The following is a 19470-nucleotide window of genomic DNA, read 5'->3' on the forward strand; positions in this document are numbered from 1 at the left end:
GTCTGCCTCCGAGTCGCTTTATACCATGAAACTTCTGGTGCTCCGGCGAATTACGGTCGGTTGGCGGAGTATGGTCAAGTAAAATGAAAAGTTGCTTCTTCATTACTTGAAAAGGTTTGCCAGAAAAATGCCCAGGCCCATTCTCGCCACGATCGATATTGCTGCAATGCAACGGAATCTTGCCGCCGCACGCGCCCACGCCGGCAGGGCCAGGGTCTGGGCGGTGGTCAAGGCCAATGGCTATGGCCACGGCCTGATGAACGCGCTGCGCGGCTTTGCCGACGCCGACGGCATGGCGCTGGTGGAGCCGGACGCCGCCGTCCTGCTGCGGCAGCGCGGCTGGCGCAAGCCGGTGCTGCTGCTGGAAGGCTTCTTCGATGCGGCCGACCTGGAGGCAGTGGCAGGCCACGGCCTGGATACCGTCGTCCATTGCGAGGACCAGCTGCGCATGCTGGAAACCGCGACCCTGCACAGGCCGGTCAATATCCATCTGAAAGTCAACAGCGGCATGAACCGGCTGGGATTCCGGCCGCACCAGATTGCTTCCGTGCATGCCCGCCTGCGCGCCTTGCCCGGTGTCGGGCATATCGTCCTGGTGACCCATTTCGCCAATGCCGACGATGAGCACAACCAGGCCCTGCCGCTGGCCGAGCAGGTGCGGCGCATGCGCGAGGCGGCGTCGGGGCTGGATGTGCCGCTGTCGATGTGCAACTCGGCGGCCAACCTGCTGCACGGCGAACTGGCGGAGGACTGGGTCAGGCCCGGCATCATGCTGTACGGCGGCACGCCCAGCGCGGCGCCGGCCGCCGGCTTTGGCCTGACGCCGGCAATGACCCTGTCCAGCCGCCTCATCGCCATCCAGCAAATAACGCCAGGCGAGGCGGTGGGCTACGGCAGCCGCTACGTCGCCCAACAGGCAATGCGGATCGGCGTGGTGGCCTGCGGCTATGCGGACGGCTATCCGCGCCATGCGCCCGGCGGCACGCCGGTTCTGGTCGACGGCGTGCGCTGCGCGCTGGCGGGCCGGGTGTCGATGGACATGCTGACCGTAGACCTGACCAATGTGCCGCAGGCGCAGGTGGGTTCGCCCGTGACCTTGTGGGGCGAGGGATTGCCCATAGATGAGGTAGCTCAAGCTGCCGGAACGATAGGCTACGAACTGATGTGCGCGGTGGCGCCGCGGGTCGCTGTCGCGGTGCGCGGCGACAACTGACGACAAGACATGGCAAAAGCGAAAACCAATTACACCTGCAGCGCCTGCGGCGGCATCACCAGCAAGTGGACCGGGCAGTGTCCGGCCTGCGGCGAATGGAACACGCTGGTCGAAACCACCATCGAGACCGGCAACAACCGCTACACCACCAGCCAGCCGCAGGGCCTGGCGCAGGCCTCGCCGGTGATGAGTCTGGCCGACATCGAGGCGATCGACGTGCCGCGCTTCGGCACCGGCATCGAGGAATTCGACCGGGTGCTGGGCGGCGGCCTGGTCGCGGGCGGCGTGGTGCTGATCGGCGGCGACCCCGGCATCGGCAAGTCCACCCTGCTGCTGCAGGCGCTGGCCAACCTGTCGCGGGTCAAGCGGGTGCTGTATGTGAGCGGCGAGGAATCCGGCGCGCAGATCGCATTGCGCGCCAAGCGCCTGGCCGTCGATGCCCGCGAACTGATGCTGCAGGCAGAGATTCAACTGGAAAAGATCATTGCCACCCTGGCCGAGCAAAAGCCGCAGGTGGCGGTGATCGACTCGATCCAGACCGTCTACTCCGATGCGCTGACCTCCGCGCCCGGCTCGGTGGCGCAGGTGCGGGAGTGCGCCGCGCAGCTTACCCGGGTGGCCAAGCAGACCGGCGTCACCATCATCATGGTGGGCCATGTCACCAAGGAAGGCGCGCTGGCCGGGCCGCGGGTGCTGGAGCACATCGTCGACACGGTGCTGTATTTCGAAGGCGACACCCATTCCAGCTTCCGCCTGGTCAGGGCAATCAAGAACCGTTTCGGCGCGGTGAATGAACTGGGCGTGTTCGCAATGGGCGACAAGGGCCTGAAGGGCGTCTCCAATCCCTCGGCCCTGTTCTTGTCGCAGCATGACAACCAGGTGCCGGGTTCCTGCGTGATGGTGACGCAGGAGGGCACCCGGCCGCTGCTGGTGGAAGTGCAGGCGCTGGTCGATGCGTCCCATTTGCCGAATGCGCGGCGGCTGTCGGTGGGCCTGGAGCAGAACCGGCTGGCCATGCTGCTGGCCGTGATGCACCGGCATGCCGGCGTGGCGGCATTCGACCAGGACGTGTTCATCAACGCGGTCGGCGGGGTGAAGATTGCCGAGCCTGCCGCCGACCTGGCGGTGCTGCTGGCGATCCAGTCGTCGATGCGCAGCAAGCCGCTGCCGCGTGGCTTGGTGGTGTTCGGCGAAGTTGGCCTGGCGGGCGAGATCCGTCCCGCGCCGCGCGGTCAGGAAAGGCTGCGCGAAGCCGCCAAGCTGGGTTTCTCGCTGGCGCTGATTCCGAAGGCGAACGCGCCCAAGCAGCCGATCGAGGGCATGACCATCATTCCGGTGGAGCGGATCGACGATGCGCTGGCGCGGGTGCGCGAACACAGCTGAAACGCAACTATCGAGAAAAATCTGCAATAGAAAGCCAGCCGGCTGCGCCGCCGCCTGCAGTTCGTAAGGAAGCGTGAAGGGCCGGATCAGGCCTGAAGGCCGGTTCCCACGCCCTGCAGCACCAGGCGCGCCGCCGCGGTGCCGCTGCGCACCGCCGATTCCAGCGTGGCCGGATAGTCGCTGGCCGTGTAATCGCCGGCCAGCGCGAGTCCTGCAATTCCGATGTCGTTCGATGGACGCTGCAGGTCGGGTGTGCAGGCAAACGTTGCCCGCTTTTCCGAAATCACCCGGCTCCATTGCGGCGCCGCCAGCGTAGGCATGCGCAGCACCTCGGCCAGTTGCGCCGCAACCTGCGCTGCCAGCGCTTCGTTGCCCTGTTCCAGCGCAGCGCCGGAGGCGCTGACCACGACCGCCAGCAGGCCGGCGTCCGAAGCGTTCAACTGGCCGCGGTCGAAGACGAATTGGCCCCAGTGGCCAGCCCCGGGCGCGTCCTGCAAGGCCAGGAAGATGCGCGGCAGGCGCACGCTGGCCGCGTATTGAAGATAGACCGTGGTGATGGCTTCCCAGTCGAACGCCGGCACGACGCTGGCCTGCGCCAGCGGAGCGAGCAGGGCGGCGGCTTGGGCAGGCGCGGTGGCCAGCACCACCGCATCATGCGCCTGCGGCTGATCCTGATCCTGATCCTGTGACTGCATTCCCAGACGCCAGCCGCGGCCGGCACGCTCAAGGCGTTCGACCCTGGCGCCGTAGACGACCTGCCCGCCATGGCGTTCGATGTGCATCGCCGCATGCCGCGGGAACAAGGCGCTCAGGTCCACCCGCGGCAACAGCATGTCGGAAGCGCTGCGGCGCGCACCCAGGCTGTCGCGCAGCACATTCAGGAAAATCCTGGCGGAGGCGAGCTCGGGCGGGGTGTTGAGCGCCGCAAGGCAAAGCGGCCGCCACATCAGCCGCACCAGGGTGTCGGTCTGGTCGTGGCGCTGCAGCAGTTCTTCCACCGTGCAGTCCTGGTTCAGTTGCCAGCCCATCCAGCGGGCGGCGGTGGAGAAGCGGGCCAGCGCCATGCGGTCGGCATGACGCAGGCCGCGCGCGCGCAGCAGGGCAAGGGTGACGTGCCAGGGCGCCGGCAGGCGCGGCGCGATGAACGTCATGCCCGTGCCGTCCGGGTAGCACATCTGCAGCGGCAGGCGCAGCAGCACCGATTTCTCCGCAACGCCGATCAGCCGCAGCAGCCGCAGTGTTTCGCCATAGGCGCCGAGCAGGATGTGCTGGCCGTTGTCGAGGGTGCGGCCGTGGCTGGAAATCACCCGTGCGCGGCCGCCCAGGGTGCGCGACGCTTCATACAGCGTCACGCTCGCGCCCTGCGTGGCCAGTTCCACGGCGGCGGCGCAGCCGGCCCAGCCGCCGCCAATGACCGCGATCCGTGGCGTCGTCATGCCCGTCGGCCGGCGTGGCGAGGCCCGGCGTCAGCCGCGCACATAGGTTTTCCACGCCAGCCACAGCTTGCGGATCGGCGTCAGCGAGATCTTGTGCTCCAGCACATGGAAGCGGTCCGCCTCGATTTCGCTCAGCAAGGTGCGGTAAATCGACGCCATGATCAGGCCCGGCCGTTGCGCCCGCCGGTCCTCTTTGGGCAGCACGGCATAGGCTTCTTCATAGGCTTGTTTTGCGCGTTCTGTCTGGAAGGCCATCAGCTGTTCGAAGTTGTCGCTGTGACGCGCATTCAGGATGTCGGCGGCGGTAACCTGGAACTGCTGCAGCTCGCTGATCGGCAGGTAGATGCGGCCCTTGCGCGCATCTTCTCCCACGTCGCGGATGATGTTGGTGAGCTGGAAGGCCAGGCCGAGCCGCTCCGCATAGTCCAGGGTTTCCGGCCGGGTAGCGCCGAAGATGCTGGCCGACAGGATGCCGACCACGCCCGCCACGTGCCAGCAATAGCGCTTGAGCGCCGGGTAGTCGAGGTAGCGGGTCTGGTTCAGGTCCATTTCCATGCCGTCGACGATGGCCAGCAGATGCTTGCCGTCGAGGGAATAAGGCACCAGGTGCGGTTCCAGCGCCTTGGTCACCGGGTGCGTCGGCGCGCCAGCCAGCATGGCGCCGATTTCCTTCCGCCACCAGGCCAGCTTGGCGCGCGCCACCGATTCGTCGGTGGCTTCGTCCACCGTGTCATCGACCTCCCGGCAGAAGGCATACAGCGCCGTGATCGCGCGGCGCCGCTCCGTCGGCAGGAACAGGAAGCTGTAGTAGAAACTGGAGCCGCTCTGGGCGGCCTTTTGCTGGCAGTAGTCGTCTGGTGACATGAATCGGTAAGTGGATGGAGGGCGGCCGAGCCGGGCAAAGCCGCTATGCTAGCCGAGAACCCGGTTTTAAGACAGGCAGGCAGTCCGGGAGCCGGCGCGGTCGTGCGCCCAAACGGGAAAAGCGGTGGACCCGCCTCAGGCCGGCTGCCGCATCAGGGCGCGCGCCAGCAACAGCGCCCAGTCGGCCCGGCCCAGCCTGGGGCGGCGCCGGAACACATCGTAGTCGGCCTGCTCGATGCGCTCCAGTATGCGCAGCCCGCCCTGCACGATCAGGCGCAGTTCCCAGCCTATCCGTCCGCGCAGCCGCCACGCCAGCGGCGCACCCGACAGCATCAGCGCGCGGGCGCGGTCCACCTCGAAGCGCATCAGCGCACGCCAGCGGTCATCGCTTTGCTGCCGGCCGATCTGCGCTTCCCCGACGCCGAAACGCGCCAGGTCTTCCAGCGGCAGGTAGATCCGGCCCTTGTCCCAGTCGATCGCCACGTCCTGCCAGAAGTTGATCAGTTGCAGCGCGCTGCAGATGGCGTCCGACTGCCGCAGGCTCTGTGCATCCTGCACGCCATACAAGTGCAGCATCAAAGCGCCGACCGGGTTGGCCGAGCGCCGGCAATAGTCGAGCAGATCCGCATAGGTGGCATAGCGCACGGTCACCACATCCTGGCGAAATGCCGAGAGCAGGTCGCGCATCGGCTGCAGCGGCAATGCGTGGGCGGCAACCATTTGCGCCAGGCGGACAAACAGCGCTGATTCGACTGACTGCCCGGCCTCGATGCGGTCTAATTGCGCCGCATAGTCCTGCAGCGATGCCAGCCGCTGGTCGGCGCTGGCGTCGCCTTCGTCGGCGATATCGTCAGCGCTGCGGGCAAATGCATAGATGGCCTCCACCGGCGGCCGTAGCCGTGCCGGCAGCAGGATGGAAGCCACCGGGAAGTTCTCATAATGATCAACTGACATCGATTTCCTGAAATCCAAATGCCTTATAATTACTAACTCATCAGTCAGTAACCATCCGGTCCACAGGCTACGGCCCTCATCATCGTGGCGGCCGGAGCGTTTTTTTGCCCCGAATAGTAAAGGAATTCACCGTGCCCAACCTTAACCACGTGCGCGCCAACTCGCCGCGACGCGCTGCCAGCGCCTATCTTGCTGTGGCCGGCCTGGCGCTGAGCCTGGTCCTGGCCGGCTGCTCCAAGCCGGTGGAGAAGGTGGAGGAAGTGCGGCCGGTACGGGCGATCAAGATGGCGGCGGCCAGCACCCGCACGGTGGCGCAGTTTTCAGGCGAGATACGGGCGCGGTATGAATCGCGGCTGGGTTTCCGGGTCGGTGGCAAGATCGTCTCGCGCAAGGTCGACGTGGGCGCCATGGTCAAGCGCGGCCAGGTGCTGATGCAGCTCGACCCGCAGGATCTGCAGCTGGCGCAGTCGCAGGCCAACGCCGCGCTGGGCGCGGCCGAGAGCAATCTGGAACTGGCCAAGGCTGAACTGGCGCGCTACAAGGATCTGCGGGAAAAGAACTTCGTCAGCCAGGCGGTGCTGGACGCCAAGGAAACCGCCTACCGCTCCGCCCGCGCCACGCGCGACCAGGCCGCGGCGGCCCTGCGCACCCAGCGCAACCAGACCGGCTACGGCAACCTGGTGGCCGATGTCGACGGCGTGGTGACGGGCATCGATGCCGAGACCGGGCAGGTGGTGTCGGCCGGCACGCCGGTGGTGCGGCTGGCGCAGCTGGGCGAGAAGGAAGTCGTCATCAGCATTCCGGAAGACCAGGTCGATGCGCTGCGCAAGGTCAGCGACGTGACGGTGCGCACCTGGGCCAATCCCGATGAGGCGCTGCCCGGCAAGCTGCGCGAACTGTCGCCGGTGGCCGATACCGCCACCCGTACCTACACCGCCAAGATCAGCCTGCCCAAGGCGCCGGAGGATGTACGCCTGGGCATGACCGCCTACGTCACCTTCAGCGCCAATGGCGAAAGCCCCATGCTCAAGGTGCCGCTGACGGCCTTGGTACAGAATCAGGGCGCCAGCGCAGTCTGGCTGGTGGAAAACGGCACCGTCCGGCTGGCGCCGGTCCAGCTTGCCGGCGCCTCCGGCAATGAGATGCTGGTAGCTTCCGGCCTCACTCCCGGCCAGGTCGTCGTCACCGCCGGGGTGCATCTGCTCAAGCCCGGCCAGAAGGTCACCGTGCTCGATGCCGAACCGGTAGCCCAGAACAACGCCGGGACCGCCAAATGAAGGGCGGCTTCAACCTCTCGCGCTGGGCGCTCGAACACATACCGCTGATCCGCTACCTGATGGTGGTGCTGCTCCTGGGCGGCGTGCTCAGCTACAGCAAGCTGGGCCAGGACGAAGACCCGCCGTTCACCTTCCGCGCCATGGTCGTGCGCGCCTACTGGCCTGGCGCCACCTCGCTGCAGATGGCCGACCAGGTCACCGACAAGCTGGAAAAGAAGCTGCAGGAGACGCCCTTCATCGACCGCATCAGCAGCTATTCCAAGCCGGGCGAGACCCTGATCATCCTGAACCTGCGCGAGTCGACCCCGCCGCGCGAAGTGCAGAACGCCTGGTACCAGGTGCGCAAGAAGATCGGCGACATCCGCGGCACGCTGCCCGGCGGCGTGGTCGGCCCGTTCTTCAACGACGAGTTCGGCGACACCTTCGGCTCCATCTTCGCGCTCTCCGGCGACGGCTTCACCTATGCCGAAATCAAGGACTACGCCGACTTCGTGCGCCAGCAGCTGCTGAAGGTGCCGTCGGTGTCCAAGGTCGAGCAGTACGGCGTGCAGGACGAAAAGATCTATATCGAGTTCTCCCACAAGCGCTTCTCGCAGCTGGGCGTGCCGTTCGAGACCGTGGTGGCCCAGATCAATGCGCAGAACGCGGTCGAATCCACCGGCGTGCTGGTCACCCCCAGCGACAACCTGCAGGTCAGGGTCAGCGGCGCCTTGCGTTCCGTGTCCGACCTGGAGAACCTGCAGCTGCGCGCCAACGGCAGCAACTTCCGCCTCGGCGACTTCGCCACCGTGCGGCGCGGCTTCCGCGAGCCGCCGCAGGACAAGATGCGCTTCAACGGCCATGAGGTGATCGGCCTGGGCATTTCGATGGAGCGCGGCGGCAACATCATCGAACTCGGCAAGAACCTGCAGAAGGCCACCGCCGAGATCCGCGCCAAGCTGCCGGTGGGCATCGAGCTGCAGCAGGTCACCAACCAGCCGGAAGCCGTCGCGTCCTCGGTCAATGAATTCGTCCATACCCTGATCGAGGCGGTTCTGATCGTGCTGGCGGTCAGCTTCGTGGCGCTGGGCCTGCACACCAAGCCGCTGCGGCTGGACGTGCGTCCCGGCCTGGTGGTGGCGCTGACCATCCCGCTGGTGCTGGCCGTGACCTTCCTGTTCATGCGCATCCTCGGCATCGACCTGCACAAGATCTCGCTCGGCGCGCTGATCATTGCGCTGGGCCTCTTGGTGGATGACGCCATCATCGCCGTGGAGATGATGGTGCGGAAGATGGAGGAGGGCCTGTCGCGCTTCGACGCCGCCACCTTCGCGTATACGTCGACAGCTATCCCGATGCTGACCGGCACGCTGATCACCGCGGCTGGTTTCCTGCCGATCGGCCTGGCCAAGTCGGCAGCCGGCGAATACACCTTCTCGATGTTCTCGGTCAATGCGCTGGCGCTCTTGATCTCCTGGCTGGCGGCCGTGATCTTCACGCCCTACATCGGCTACCTGCTGCTCAAGGTCAAGCCAGCGGCCCATGCCGACGGCCACCACGAGCTGTTCGACACGCCGTTCTACACCCGCTTCCGGCGCCTGGTGTCGCGCTGCGTTGAATGGCGCAAGACCACCATCGCGATCACGCTGGCGGTCTTCGCGCTGGGCGTGCTGGGTTTCCGTTTCATCGAGCAGCAGTTCTTCCCCGACTCGTCGCGGCCGGAACTGATGGTCGAAATGTGGCTGCCCGAAGGCGCATCCTTCGGCGCCACTGAAAACCAGGTGAAGAAGTTCGAAGCTTTCCTCGCCAAGCAGGACAGCATACGCAGCTATACCAGCTATGTCGGCACCGGCAGCCCGCGCTTCTATCTGCCGCTGGACCAGATCTTCCCGCAGACCAACGTCGCGCAGCTGGTCGTGGTGCCCAAGGACCTGAAGAGCCGCGAGGCGATGCGCCAGAAGATCACCGAACTGTTCAAGACCGACTTCCCCGAAGTGCGCGGCCGCGTGCGCCTGCTGCCCAACGGACCGCCGGTACCTTACCCGGTGCAGTTCCGGGTTACGGGCCTTGAAGTGGGCAAGGTGCGCGAGGTGGCCGACAAGGTCAAGGAAATCATGCGCGCCAATCCCAACACGCTGGGCGTGAACGACAACTGGAACGAGTCGGTCAAGGTGCTGCGCCTGGACCTCGACCAGGACAAGCTGCGCGCGCTGGGCGTGACGACGCAGACCGTCATGCGCACCGCCAATACCATCCTGTCCGGCACCACCATCGGCCAGTTCCGCGAGGGCGACAAGCTGATCGATATCGTGATGCGGCAGCCGGTCGACGAGCGTTCCAGCATCGAGCTGCTCAATGGCACCAGCGTGCCGACCGCCAGCGGCAAGGCGGTCACCATCTCGCAGCTGGCGCGCGCCCATTTCGTATGGGAGCCGGGCGTGGTCTGGCGCGAGGGCAGGGAATGGGCGATCACGGTGCAGGCCGACGTCGTCGAAGGCATACAGGGCCCGACGGTGTCAAACCAGATCGATCCCAAACTGAACGAGTTGCGCGCCGCGCTGCCGGCCGGCTACCAGATCAAGCTGGCCGGCGCCATCGCCGACAGCGGCAAGGCGCAGGACTCCATCGCCGCCAATGTGCCGCTGGTGATCTTCATCATCTTCACGCTGCTGATGCTGCAGCTGCACAGCTTCTCGCGCTCGCTGCTGGTCTTCCTCACCGGCCCGCTGGGCGTGACCGGCGCGGCCATGGCGCTGCTGCTGCTGCAGCGGCCGTTCGGCTTTGTCGCCCAGCTCGGCGTGATCGCGCTGTTCGGCATGATCATCCGCAATTCGGTGATCCTGATAGACCAGATCGAGCAGGACATCGCCGACGGCGCCGAGCCCTGGAACGCGGTGGTGGAGTCGGCCGTGCGCCGCTTCCGGCCCATCATCCTGACCGCGGCGGCGGCCGTGCTGGCCATGATTCCGCTGTCGCGCTCGGTGTTCTGGGGGCCGATGGCGGTGGCCATCATGGGCGGCCTGATCGTGGCAACCGGCCTGACCCTGTTGTTCCTGCCGGCCCTGTATGCCACCTGGTTCCGGGTCAAGCGGCCGCAGCCGATGGCATAATGTCAAAAATCACGACGGCGGCCGGAAAAATCCAGTAAAATCCGCGCTTGAAGTTGAAATGCCGATCGCAACGGCACAGCAGGGCGACCCACTTGCACTTCCCGGTCGCCCTTTGCTTTTGCACCGGACTATTTGCGCGAGGATGGCGAAATTGGTAGACGCACCAGGTTTAGGTCCTGACGCCAGCAATGGTGTGGGGGTTCGAGTCCCCCTCCTCGCACCACAGAACGATTATTTTTTGGACGATTCACATGGCAACTGAAGTCGAAACTCTGGAAAAACTTGAGCGTCGCATCACGATCACGCTGCCGCTGGCTGATGTGCAGGCGGAAGTGGAAAAGCAACTCAAACTCCGCGCCCGCACCGCCAAGGCCCCCGGTTTCCGGCCTGGCAAGGTACCGATGAAGATGGTGGCGCAGCAGTACGGCTATCAGGTGGAATCGGACGTGCTCAATGACAAGGTCGGCCGCGCGTTCGCCGCAGCGACCGACGAGAACCAGTTGCGCGTGGCTGGCTTCCCGAAGATCGAAGCCAAGGAAGGCGCACCGGAAGGCATGGTTGCCTTCGACGCCACTTTCGAGGTTTATCCCGAAGTCAAGGTCGGCGACCTGTCCGCCGCCGAAATCGAGCGCACCGTGGCTGAAGTCTCGCCGGCCGAAATCGACAAGACCATCGACATCCTGCGCAAGCAGCGCGTCCACTACCACGTCAAGGGCGAGCAGGGCGAGCACGGCGACGGCGGCGCGGACCAGACCGCACAAAACGGCGACCGCGTCACCATCGACTTCGTCGGCAAGATCGACGACGTCGAATTCCCGGGCGGCAAGGCTGACGACTATGCCTTCGTGCTGGGCGAAGGCCGCATGCTGCCGGAATTCGAAGCCGCCACGGTTGGCCTGAAAGTCGGCGAGTCCAAGACCTTCGACCTGCATTTCCCCGAGGATTACCATGGCAAGGACGTGGCCGGCAAGACCGCCCAGTTCACCGTGACCCTGAAGAAGCTGGAATGGGCGCACATGCCCGAAGTCGATACCGAATTTGCGAAGTCGCTGGGCATCCCCGACGGCGACCTCGACAAGATGCGCGAAGACATCAAGAACAACCTGGAACGCGAAGTGCAGAACCGCGCCAAGGCCAAGACCAAGGACAGCGTGATGGATGCGCTGATCAAGCAGGTCGAGCTGGACGTGCCCACGGCGCTGGTTGACCAGGAAGTCGAGCGCCTGATGGAAATGACGCGCCAGGACATGCAGCAGCGCGGCATGAACATGAAGGACATGCCTTTCCCGCGCGAGCTGTTCACCGCCCAGGCCGAGCGCCGCGTGCGTCTGGGACTGATCCTGGCCGATCTGGTCAAGGAACAGAACCTGCAGGCAACGCCTGAGCAGGTCAAGGCCCAGGTGGAAGAGTTCGCCAAGAGCTACGAAGATCCGCAGGAAGTGATGAAGTACTATTTCAGCGATCGTCGCCGCCTGTCGGAAGTCGAAGCTCTTGTATTGGAAGAAAACGTCGTCAATTACGTGCTTGGCAAGGCGAAGGTCACCGACAAGCCGGTGAGCTTCGACGAATTGATGGCTAATAACGCGCAGGGCTGAGTCCCCGGTGCGATCTCAGAGGGAAATCACATGACTACTAGCATGATGGGAAACAGCGCGCTCGATACACAGATGCTCGGCATGGTGCCGATGGTGATCGAGCAGAGCGGCCGCGGCGAGCGTGCTTACGACATCTACTCGCGTCTGCTGAAGGAGCGCGTGATTTTCCTGGTTGGCCCGGTGAACGACCATAGCGCCAACCTGATCGTTGCGCAGCTGCTGTTCCTGGAAAGCGAAAATCCCGACAAGGATATTTCGCTCTACATCAACAGCCCGGGCGGCTCGGTATCGGCCGGCATGGCGATCTACGACACGATGCAGTTCATCAAGCCGGACGTATCGACGCTGTGCACCGGTCTGGCTGCGTCGATGGGTGCTTTCCTTTTGGCCGCTGGCGCCAAGGGCAAGCGCTTCTCGCTGCCGAATTCGCGCATCATGATTCACCAGCCGCTGGGCGGTGCGCAGGGCCAGGCAGCGGACATCGAAATCCAGGCGCGGGAAATCCTGTATCTGCGCGAACGTCTCAACGCCATTTTGGCGGAAAAGACCGGCCGCCCGGTCGAGCAGATCAGCCGCGACACCGATCGCGACAATTTCATGTCGGCGGAACAGGCCATGGACTATGGAATGATCGACAAGGTGCTGAGCAGCCGCGCGTGAGTCAGCGGCTGACTGAATGAAAAAACGCCCTGGCCAGCAACGCCCGGGCGTTTTGTTTTAGTGCAATTATGCAATATGTTTCAATTGTCAATTTATTGCGCAGACTCGTGACGACATTTCGATTCGCGGGTAAGATCGTAGAACCCTTTTTCCAAAGCTTTTTCCATGTCCGATAAAAAGTCCTCCAGTGGTGAAAAACTGCTGTACTGCTCGTTCTGCGGCAAGAGCCAGCATGAAGTGAAAAAACTCATTGCAGGCCCGTCGGTGTTCATCTGCGACGAATGCATTGATTTGTGCAATGACATCATCCGGGACGAAGCATCGAGCATCGAGACCGTAGCCGGTCCGAAGTCGGATCTGCCCACGCCCCAGGAAATCTTCGACATGCTGGGCCAGTACGTGATCGGCCAGGAAAATGCGAAGCGCATTCTGTCAGTCGCCGTATACAACCATTACAAGCGCCTGAAGCATCTTGGCAAGAAGGATGAGGTCGAACTCTCCAAGAGCAACATCCTGCTGGTCGGTCCTACCGGCTCCGGCAAGACGCTGCTGGCGCAGACACTGGCGCGCATGCTGAATGTGCCGTTCGTGATTGCCGATGCCACCACGCTGACCGAAGCAGGTTACGTCGGCGAGGATGTGGAAAACATCATCCAGAAGCTGCTGCAGAACTGCAATTACGAAGTCGACAAGGCGCAGCGCGGCATCGTGTATATCGACGAAATCGACAAGATCTCGCGCAAGTCCGACAACCCGTCGATCACCCGCGATGTGTCCGGCGAAGGCGTGCAGCAGGCGCTGCTGAAGCTGATCGAGGGCACGATGGCCTCGGTGCCGCCACAGGGCGGCCGCAAGCATCCGAATCAGGACTTCGTGCAGATCGACACCACCAACATCCTGTTCATCTGCGGCGGCGCCTTTGACGGCCTCGCCAAGGTGATTTCGGAGCGTTCCGAGAAGAGCGGCATCGGTTTCGGCGCCAGCGTCAAGAGCCAGGCCGAGCGCACGGCCAGCGAAGTGCTGCTGGAAGCGGAACCCGAGGACCTGATCAAGTTCGGCCTGATTCCCGAGCTGGTCGGCCGTCTGCCCGTGGTGGCGACCTTGAGCGAGCTGAATGAAGCGGCCCTGATCCAGATTCTGCTGGAGCCGAAGAATGCGCTGGTCAAGCAATATGCCAAGCTTCTGCAGATGGAAGGCGCCGAGCTGGAAATCCGCCCGGCGGCCCTGCACGCAGTAGCACGCAAGGCGCTGGCGCGCAAGACCGGCGCCCGCGGCCTGCGGTCCATCCTTGAACACGCGCTGCTGGAAGTCATGTTCGAACTGCCAAACGAGCAGAACGTCGCCAAGGTTGTCATTGATGAAAATACCATCACCAATGGCGCCAAGCCGATCCTGATCTATCACGAGCAGCCCAAGGTATCGGGCGCCAAGTAAAGCAAAGGGTGCGGCCGCTGGCGGCACACCTTTGCGTCAAATTGTAAAGTCCCCAAGTTTTTCTTTGTTTCTCAGGCAAAACCGCTACAATTTGCCCTGTCAACACACAAACAGGCTTACATCGAAAAGCCATTCGCGCATAAAAACGTGAGTGGCTTTTTTTATTTTTTTTGCAACTAAGCATGTTTTTTGTTGATGCCCGGGCTTGTGTTTCGGCTGCTCGCGCCAACATCATGAACAGGATTTTTGATAAGGCCCGCCATGACGACTACTTCTACTGTTACCGCACCTACCCAACTGCCGCTGCTGCCATTGCGCGACGTCGTCGTTTTTCCGCATATGGTGATACCGCTGTTCGTAGGCCGTCCAAAATCAATCAAGGCTCTCGAAGCCGCCATGGAACAAGGCAAGAGCATCATGCTGGCCGCGCAGAAAGCTGCTGCCAAGGATGAGCCCTCCGCCGAAGATATTTACGAGATCGGCTGCATAGCCAATATCCTGCAAATGCTGAAGCTGCCTGACGGCACTGTCAAAGTGCTGGTCGAGGGCGCACAGCGCGCACGTATCCAGAAAATCACCGAACTCGACAGCCATTTCACTGCCGAGCTGACCCCTGTCGAATCCGAGCCGGGTGATGAAGCGGAAGTCGAAGCGATGCGCCGCGCCATCGTCCAGCAGTTCGACCAGTACGTAAAGCTCAACAAAAAGATCCCGCCCGAGATCCTGACCTCGCTGGCTGGCATCGACGACGCCGGCCGCCTGGCCGACACCATTGCCGCGCATCTGCCGCTGAAGCTGGAGCAGAAGCAGGTCATTCTGGAAATCTTCGACGTGGCCAAGCGCCACGAGCATCTGCTGGGCCAGTTGGAAGGCGAACTCGACATCCTGCAGGTCGAGAAGCGCATCCGTGGCCGCGTGAAGCGCCAGATGGAAAAGTCGCAGCGCGAGTATTACCTGAACGAGCAGGTCAAGGCGATCCAGAAGGAGCTGGGCGAGGGCGAAGAGGGCGCGGATCTGGAGGAGCTCGAGAAGAAGATCGTGCTCGCCAAGATGCCCAAGGAAGCCCGCGAAAAGGCGCAGAGCGAGCTCAAGAAGCTCAAGTTGATGTCGCCCATGTCGGCCGAGGCTACCGTGGTGCGCAACTACATCGATACGCTGATCGGTCTGCCGTGGAAGAAGAAGTCCAAGGTCAACAATGACCTTGCCAATGCCGAGCAGGTGCTGGAAGACGATCACTATGGCCTGGAGAAGGTCAAGGAACGCATCCTGGAATATCTCGCCGTGCAGCAGCGCGTTGACAAGCTGAAGGCACCGATCCTGTGCTTTGTCGGCCCTCCGGGTGTGGGCAAGACGTCGCTGGGCCAGTCGATCGCCCGCGCGACGAACCGCAAGTTCGTGCGTATGGCGCTTGGCGGCGTGCGCGACGAAGCCGAGATCCGCGGCCATCGCCGGACTTACATCGGCTCGATGCCGGGCAAGATCCTGCAGAGCCTGTCCAAGACCGGCGTGCGCAACCCCTTGTTCCTGCTGGACGAGATCGACAAGCTGGGCATGGATTTCCGCGGCGATCCTTCGTCGGCGCTGCTGGAAGTGCTGGATCCGGAACAGAACCACACCTTCTCCGACCACTACGTCGAAGTGGATTTCGACCTGTCGGACGTGATGTTCGTGGCGACGTCCAACTCGTACAACATCCCGCCGGCCTTGCTGGACCGGATGGAAGTGATCCGGCTGTCCGGCTATACCGAGGACGAGAAGACCAGCATTGCGCAGCGTTACCTGCTGCCCAAGCAGATCAAGAACAACGGCCTGAAGGAAGGCGAGATCACGGTCACCGAGGACGCGATCCGCGACATCATCCGTTACTACACCCGGGAAGCCGGCGTTCGTTCGCTCGAGCGTGAAGTGTCCAAGATCTGCCGCAAGGTGGTGAAGATGCTGCTGTTGTCCAAGAACGAGCGCAAGGTGGAAGTCAATTCCGCCAATCTCGACAAGTTCCTGGGCGTGCGTCGCTTCGACTTCGGCGTGGCCGAGAAGGAAAACCAGGTTGGTCAGGTGGTCGGTCTGGCCTGGACCGAGGTCGGCGGCGATCTGCTGACGATCGAGGCGATCACGATGCCTGGCAAGGGCGGCGTGATACGTACCGGTACCCTGGGCGATGTGATGAAGGAGTCGATCGAAGCCGCCCGCACGGTGGTACGCAGCCGGGCAAAATCGCTGGGCATCAAGCCGGAGGTGTTCGAAAAGACCGATATCCATATCCACGTCCCGGAAGGCGCAACGCCGAAGGACGGTCCTTCCGCGGGTATCGCGATGACGACCGCGCTGGTGTCGGTTTTCTCCGGTATCCCGGTGCGTGCGGATGTTGCGATGACCGGCGAGATCACACTGCGCGGTGAAGTTCTGCCGATCGGCGGCCTGAAGGAAAAGCTGCTGGCGGCGCATCGTGGCGGCATCAAGACCGTGCTGATTCCCGAGCAGAACGTGAAGGATCTCGCGGAGATTCCGGACAACGTGAAAAACAAGCTCGAGATCGTGCCGGTGCGCTGGATCGACAAGGTGCTTGAAATTGCGCTGGAGCGCCAGCCGACACCGCTCTCCGACGAGGAAATGGCTGAAGCAGCGGTGACCAAGCCGGCCGACAAGGCTGATCCGAACGTCGTGAAGCACTAAGGCGCTTCCGGCCCCGAAATCGCGCTCTCCGGAGCGCGATTTTTTTTGGCTCGGGCAGAATGTCATCTGTTGTAAAAATGCAAATGTTGGATCCTTGACACGTTCTGGGCCGACTTGTTAAATACTCGCTGCGGATTTTCTGCATCCTCGATGATCGATTTATCGTGCGAAAAATCGCAGAGGGGAATAATGAGACGGAGGAGCGACAATGAACAAGACAGAACTGATAGACCATATCGCCGCATCGGCGGAGATTCCCAAGGTGACGGCCACCCGGGCGCTGGATGCCGTACTCAAGGCCGTCACCAGCACGCTCAAGGACAGCGGCTCTGTGACGCTGGCTGGCTTCGGCACGTTTTCGGTGGGCAAGCGGGCGGCCCGCACCGGGCGTAATCCGCGTACCGGCGACCAGATCAGGATCGCCGCCGCACAGGTGCCAAAATTTAGGCCTGGCAAAGCATTGAAAGATGCGATAAACTAGCCGCCTTTGTCGCGGTGACAAGCGGCAAGACCTGGCTGGCTCAGCGTATAGCGGTTTTATCGGGTGCTTAGCTCAGTTGGTAGAGCGGCGCCCTTACAAGGCGTAGGTCGGGAGTTCGAGCCTCTCAGCACCCACCAACAGCAAGTCAGGAATGGAAGGCTTACAGCTTTCCGGCAGTACCAAGGAGTGGTAGTTCAGTCGGTTAGAATACCGGCCTGTCACGCCGGGGGTCGCGGGTTCGAGTCCCGTCCACTCCGCCAGAAAACCAAAAAGGCGAACTTATGTTCGCCTTTTTTCATATGCGCTAGAATTTCGCGCACCAAGCAATTTGTCCGTGATCGGTAGACCATGTTCGATTTCATCCGTACCCACCAACGTTTGATGCAGTTTCTGCTGCTGCTCCTGATTGTTCCTTCATTTGCCCTGCTCGGCCTGGAAAGCTATACCCGCATGGGCGATGAAACCAATGTCGTGGCCAAGGTGGGCGGACAGAAAGTCACCAAGGAAGAACTGGATGCGGCGCAGCGCCAGCAGGCCGACCGGCTGCGGCAGGCCTATGGCGCCCAGTTCGATCCACGCATTCTCGATACCCCCGAAGCACGCCGAGGCCTGCTCGACAACCTGATCGCCCAGAAGGCGCTGGCCGTGGAAGCGGCACGCAACCACCTGTCGGTATCCGACGCGGCGCTGCAGCAGAGCATCCTGCAGATTCCGGAACTGCAGTCCGCCGATGGCAAGTTCGATGTCGAGCGCTACAAGGCGCTGCTGGCGGCGCAAGGCATGACGCCGACCATGTATGAAGCGCAGCTGCGCCAGGAAATGGCCCTGCAGCAGATCAATGCAGCCGTGCAGAACAGCGCATTTGCGCCCAAGTCGCTGGCGACCCGCCTGTCGGAAATCAACGAGCAGCAGCGCGAAGTGCAGGAGCAGCTGTTCAAGGCGTCCGACTATGCCGCCAAGGTCAAGGTAACCGACGACATGCTGCAAGCCTATTACGACAAGAGCGGCAGCCGGTTCGAGACGCCGGAGCAGGTGAAGGCCGAATACGTGGTGCTGAACGCGGCCAATATTGCCAGCCAGGTGTCGGTCAGCGATGCCGACATCAAGTCGTACTACGAGCAGAATGCGAAGCGCTACACCACGGAAGAGCAGCGTCGCGCCAGCCACATCCTGATTACCGCGCCCAAGGAGGCGCCAGCCAAGGAACGCAGCGCCGCCAAGGCCAAGGCAGATGCACTGCTGGCGCAGCTGCGCAAGAATCCGGGCGATTTCGCCAAGCTGGCCAAGGAAAACTCGCAGGATCCGGGTTCGGCGGAACGTGGCGGCGACCTCGACTTTTTCGGCAAGGGCATGATGGTCAAGCCTTTCGAGGACGCTGCCTACAAGCTCAAGAAAGGCGAGATCAGCGACGTGGTCGAGTCCGAGTTTGGCTACCACATCATTCAGGTCACCGACATCAAGCCGGGCGGCGTGCGCTCGCTGGAGCAGGTGAAGGACGAGATCGCGAGCGAGATCAGGAAGCAGCTGGCGGCGAAGAAGTACACCGAGATGGCCGAGACCTTTTCCAACACCGTCTATGAGCAGGCCGACAGCCTGAAGCCGGTGGCCGACAAGCTGGGCCTGAAGATCGAGTCCGCGACGATCACCGGGCGCGAGCCCAAGCCGGGCCTGGGCAAGGATGTCCCGTACAACAATGCGAAGTTCCTGGCCGCGCTGTTCGCCGACGAAGCGGTGCGCAACAAGCACAATACCGAGGCAGTGGAAGTGGCGCCCAACACGCTGGTGGCCGGCCGTGTCGTGTCCTACCAGCCCAAGGCGCGTCGTCCGCTGGAAGAGGTGAAGACGCAGGTCAGGGAACTGGTGCTGCAGCAGGAAGCGATGGCGCTGGCGAAGAAGGCGGGCGAAGCGCGCTTGGCCGAGCTGCAGACCAGGACCGACGCCAACGGCTTCGGCGCGGCCAAGATGGTTTCCCGCACCGCCGCCGGCGGACTGGACGAAAGCGCGTTCATGGCAGTGATGAAGGCCGATGTGAGCAAGCTGCCTGCCGTGGTCGGCGCGGAATTGCCTGGCCAGGGTTATGGCGTGTACCGCATCAACAAGCTCGCGCCTGCTGCCAAGGTCGATGAAGCACGCCGTACCGCCGAGCAGCAGCAGATCGCCGCCGCCCTGTCGCAACAGGAAACGCTGGCCTACATCGACGTGCTGAAGAAGCGCGCCAAGACCAAGCTGGTGAATTCGCCTGCGGCCCCGGCGGCTGCCGGCGAGCCGGAAGGGCAGAAGTAGGCAGAAGAACGGAGCAGCGCAACAGCCGGCACGCAGGCTTGTCGGATACAAAAAAAAGGCGCGAAACCCAAGGGTTTCGCGCCTTTTTGTTTTGGGGCGCATGGCAGGGAGCCCTCGCACACCGCCCT

13 protein-coding genes and 3 tRNA genes are annotated in these 19470 nt (G+C 63.1%); 13 read left to right on the forward strand and 3 right to left on the reverse strand.

Going from position 1 to position 19470, the window contains the following annotated elements:
- Positions 1-127 precede the first annotated feature (127 nt).
- A complete protein-coding gene (gene alr / locus ABC383_RS03855) occupies positions 128-1213 on the forward strand; it encodes an alanine racemase (RefSeq protein WP_413012060.1) in 1086 nt (361 codons plus the stop codon).
- Positions 1214-1222: 9 nt separating this feature from the next.
- Positions 1223-2596 (forward strand): DNA repair protein RadA, encoded by a 1374-nt coding sequence (gene radA, locus ABC383_RS03860; RefSeq protein WP_413012061.1) that lies wholly within the window; start codon positions 1223-1225, stop codon positions 2594-2596.
- 86 nt (positions 2597-2682) lie between these two features.
- Here the strand turns inward: radA and hpnE are convergent, their stop codons facing one another.
- From hpnE to hpnC, 3 genes are all read right to left on the reverse strand, one after another.
- A complete protein-coding gene (gene hpnE, locus ABC383_RS03865; RefSeq protein ID WP_413012062.1) occupies positions 2683-4032 on the reverse strand; it encodes a hydroxysqualene dehydroxylase HpnE in 1350 nt (449 codons plus the stop codon).
- Positions 4033-4062: 30 nt separating this feature from the next.
- Positions 4063-4896 carry a presqualene diphosphate synthase HpnD gene (hpnD, locus tag ABC383_RS03870; RefSeq protein WP_413012063.1) on the reverse strand — a complete coding sequence of 278 codons (834 nt, stop codon included), beginning with the start codon at positions 4894-4896 and terminating at the stop codon, positions 4063-4065.
- 135 nt (positions 4897-5031) lie between these two features.
- The gene (hpnC, locus tag ABC383_RS03875) at positions 5032-5850 is read right to left on the reverse strand and encodes a squalene synthase HpnC (protein ID WP_413012064.1); all 819 of its coding nucleotides are present in this window, start codon (positions 5848-5850) and stop codon (positions 5032-5034) included.
- Positions 5851-5981: 131 nt separating this feature from the next.
- Here hpnC and ABC383_RS03880 point away from each other — a divergent pair, with 131 nt between their 5' ends.
- The 11 genes from ABC383_RS03880 to ABC383_RS03930 all read left to right on the forward strand — a co-directional run bounded on the left by ABC383_RS03880 (position 5982) and on the right by ABC383_RS03930 (position 19342).
- The gene (locus tag ABC383_RS03880; RefSeq protein WP_413012065.1) at positions 5982-7127 is read left to right on the forward strand and encodes an efflux RND transporter periplasmic adaptor subunit; all 1146 of its coding nucleotides are present in this window, start codon (positions 5982-5984) and stop codon (positions 7125-7127) included.
- A complete protein-coding gene (locus tag ABC383_RS03885) occupies positions 7124-10216 on the forward strand; it encodes an efflux RND transporter permease subunit (RefSeq protein ID WP_413012066.1) in 3093 nt (1030 codons plus the stop codon). Before ABC383_RS03880 ends, ABC383_RS03885 begins: the two co-directional genes overlap by 4 nt.
- Before the next feature lie 136 nt (positions 10217-10352).
- Positions 10353-10439: transfer RNA gene (locus ABC383_RS03890), tRNA-Leu, on the forward strand.
- Positions 10440-10467: 28 nt separating this feature from the next.
- Positions 10468-11811, forward strand: a complete 1344-nt coding sequence (gene tig / locus ABC383_RS03895; protein WP_413012067.1) for a trigger factor — start codon at positions 10468-10470, stop codon at positions 11809-11811.
- Positions 11812-11841: 30 nt separating this feature from the next.
- Positions 11842-12471: an ATP-dependent Clp endopeptidase proteolytic subunit ClpP gene (gene clpP, locus ABC383_RS03900; RefSeq protein ID WP_413012068.1), complete on the forward strand. Its 630-nt coding sequence runs from the start codon at positions 11842-11844 to the stop codon at positions 12469-12471.
- Positions 12472-12636: 165 nt separating this feature from the next.
- On the forward strand, positions 12637-13905 hold the full coding sequence (gene clpX, locus ABC383_RS03905; RefSeq protein ID WP_194711070.1) for an ATP-dependent Clp protease ATP-binding subunit ClpX: 1269 nt from the start codon (positions 12637-12639) through the stop codon (positions 13903-13905).
- 261 nt (positions 13906-14166) lie between these two features.
- Positions 14167-16578: an endopeptidase La gene (gene lon, locus ABC383_RS03910; RefSeq protein ID WP_413012069.1), complete on the forward strand. Its 2412-nt coding sequence runs from the start codon at positions 14167-14169 to the stop codon at positions 16576-16578.
- A 208-nt stretch (positions 16579-16786) separates the two neighbouring features.
- Positions 16787-17059 carry an HU family DNA-binding protein gene (locus ABC383_RS03915; RefSeq protein WP_217344734.1) on the forward strand — a complete coding sequence of 91 codons (273 nt, stop codon included), beginning with the start codon at positions 16787-16789 and terminating at the stop codon, positions 17057-17059.
- 61 nt (positions 17060-17120) lie between these two features.
- Positions 17121-17196: transfer RNA gene (locus tag ABC383_RS03920), tRNA-Val, on the forward strand.
- A 46-nt stretch (positions 17197-17242) separates the two neighbouring features.
- Positions 17243-17319 (forward strand) — tRNA-Asp (locus ABC383_RS03925).
- Positions 17320-17407: 88 nt separating this feature from the next.
- Complete coding sequence (locus ABC383_RS03930; RefSeq protein ID WP_413012070.1) at positions 17408-19342, forward strand: SurA N-terminal domain-containing protein; 1935 nt, start codon at positions 17408-17410, stop codon at positions 19340-19342.
- The last annotated feature ends 128 nt before the right edge of the window (positions 19343-19470 follow it).

This window comes from Noviherbaspirillum phoenicis, assembly GCF_047237965.1.
GTDB lineage: Bacteria > Pseudomonadota > Gammaproteobacteria > Burkholderiales > Burkholderiaceae_D > Noviherbaspirillum_A.

Excerpts from the sequence above, each read along its gene's own strand:
- alr (WP_413012060.1), top strand. The coding sequence starts at position 128 with ATGCCCAGGCCCATTCTCGCCACGATCGATATTGCTGCAATGCAACGG.
- radA (WP_413012061.1), top strand. The coding sequence starts at position 1,223 with ATGGCAAAAGCGAAAACCAATTACACCTGCAGCGCCTGCGGCGGCATC.
- hpnE (WP_413012062.1), bottom strand. The coding sequence starts at position 4,032 with ATGACGACGCCACGGATCGCGGTCATTGGCGGCGGCTGGGCCGGCTGC.
- hpnD (WP_413012063.1), bottom strand. The coding sequence starts at position 4,896 with ATGTCACCAGACGACTACTGCCAGCAAAAGGCCGCCCAGAGCGGCTCC.
- hpnC (WP_413012064.1), bottom strand. The coding sequence starts at position 5,850 with ATGTCAGTTGATCATTATGAGAACTTCCCGGTGGCTTCCATCCTGCTG.
- ABC383_RS03885 (WP_413012066.1), top strand. The coding sequence starts at position 7,124 with ATGAAGGGCGGCTTCAACCTCTCGCGCTGGGCGCTCGAACACATACCG.
- tig (WP_413012067.1), top strand. The coding sequence starts at position 10,468 with ATGGCAACTGAAGTCGAAACTCTGGAAAAACTTGAGCGTCGCATCACG.
- clpP (WP_413012068.1), top strand. The coding sequence starts at position 11,842 with ATGACTACTAGCATGATGGGAAACAGCGCGCTCGATACACAGATGCTC.
- clpX (WP_194711070.1), top strand. The coding sequence starts at position 12,637 with ATGTCCGATAAAAAGTCCTCCAGTGGTGAAAAACTGCTGTACTGCTCG.
- lon (WP_413012069.1), top strand. The coding sequence starts at position 14,167 with ATGACGACTACTTCTACTGTTACCGCACCTACCCAACTGCCGCTGCTG.
- ABC383_RS03915 (WP_217344734.1), top strand. The coding sequence starts at position 16,787 with ATGAACAAGACAGAACTGATAGACCATATCGCCGCATCGGCGGAGATT.
- ABC383_RS03930 (WP_413012070.1), top strand. The coding sequence starts at position 17,408 with ATGTTCGATTTCATCCGTACCCACCAACGTTTGATGCAGTTTCTGCTG.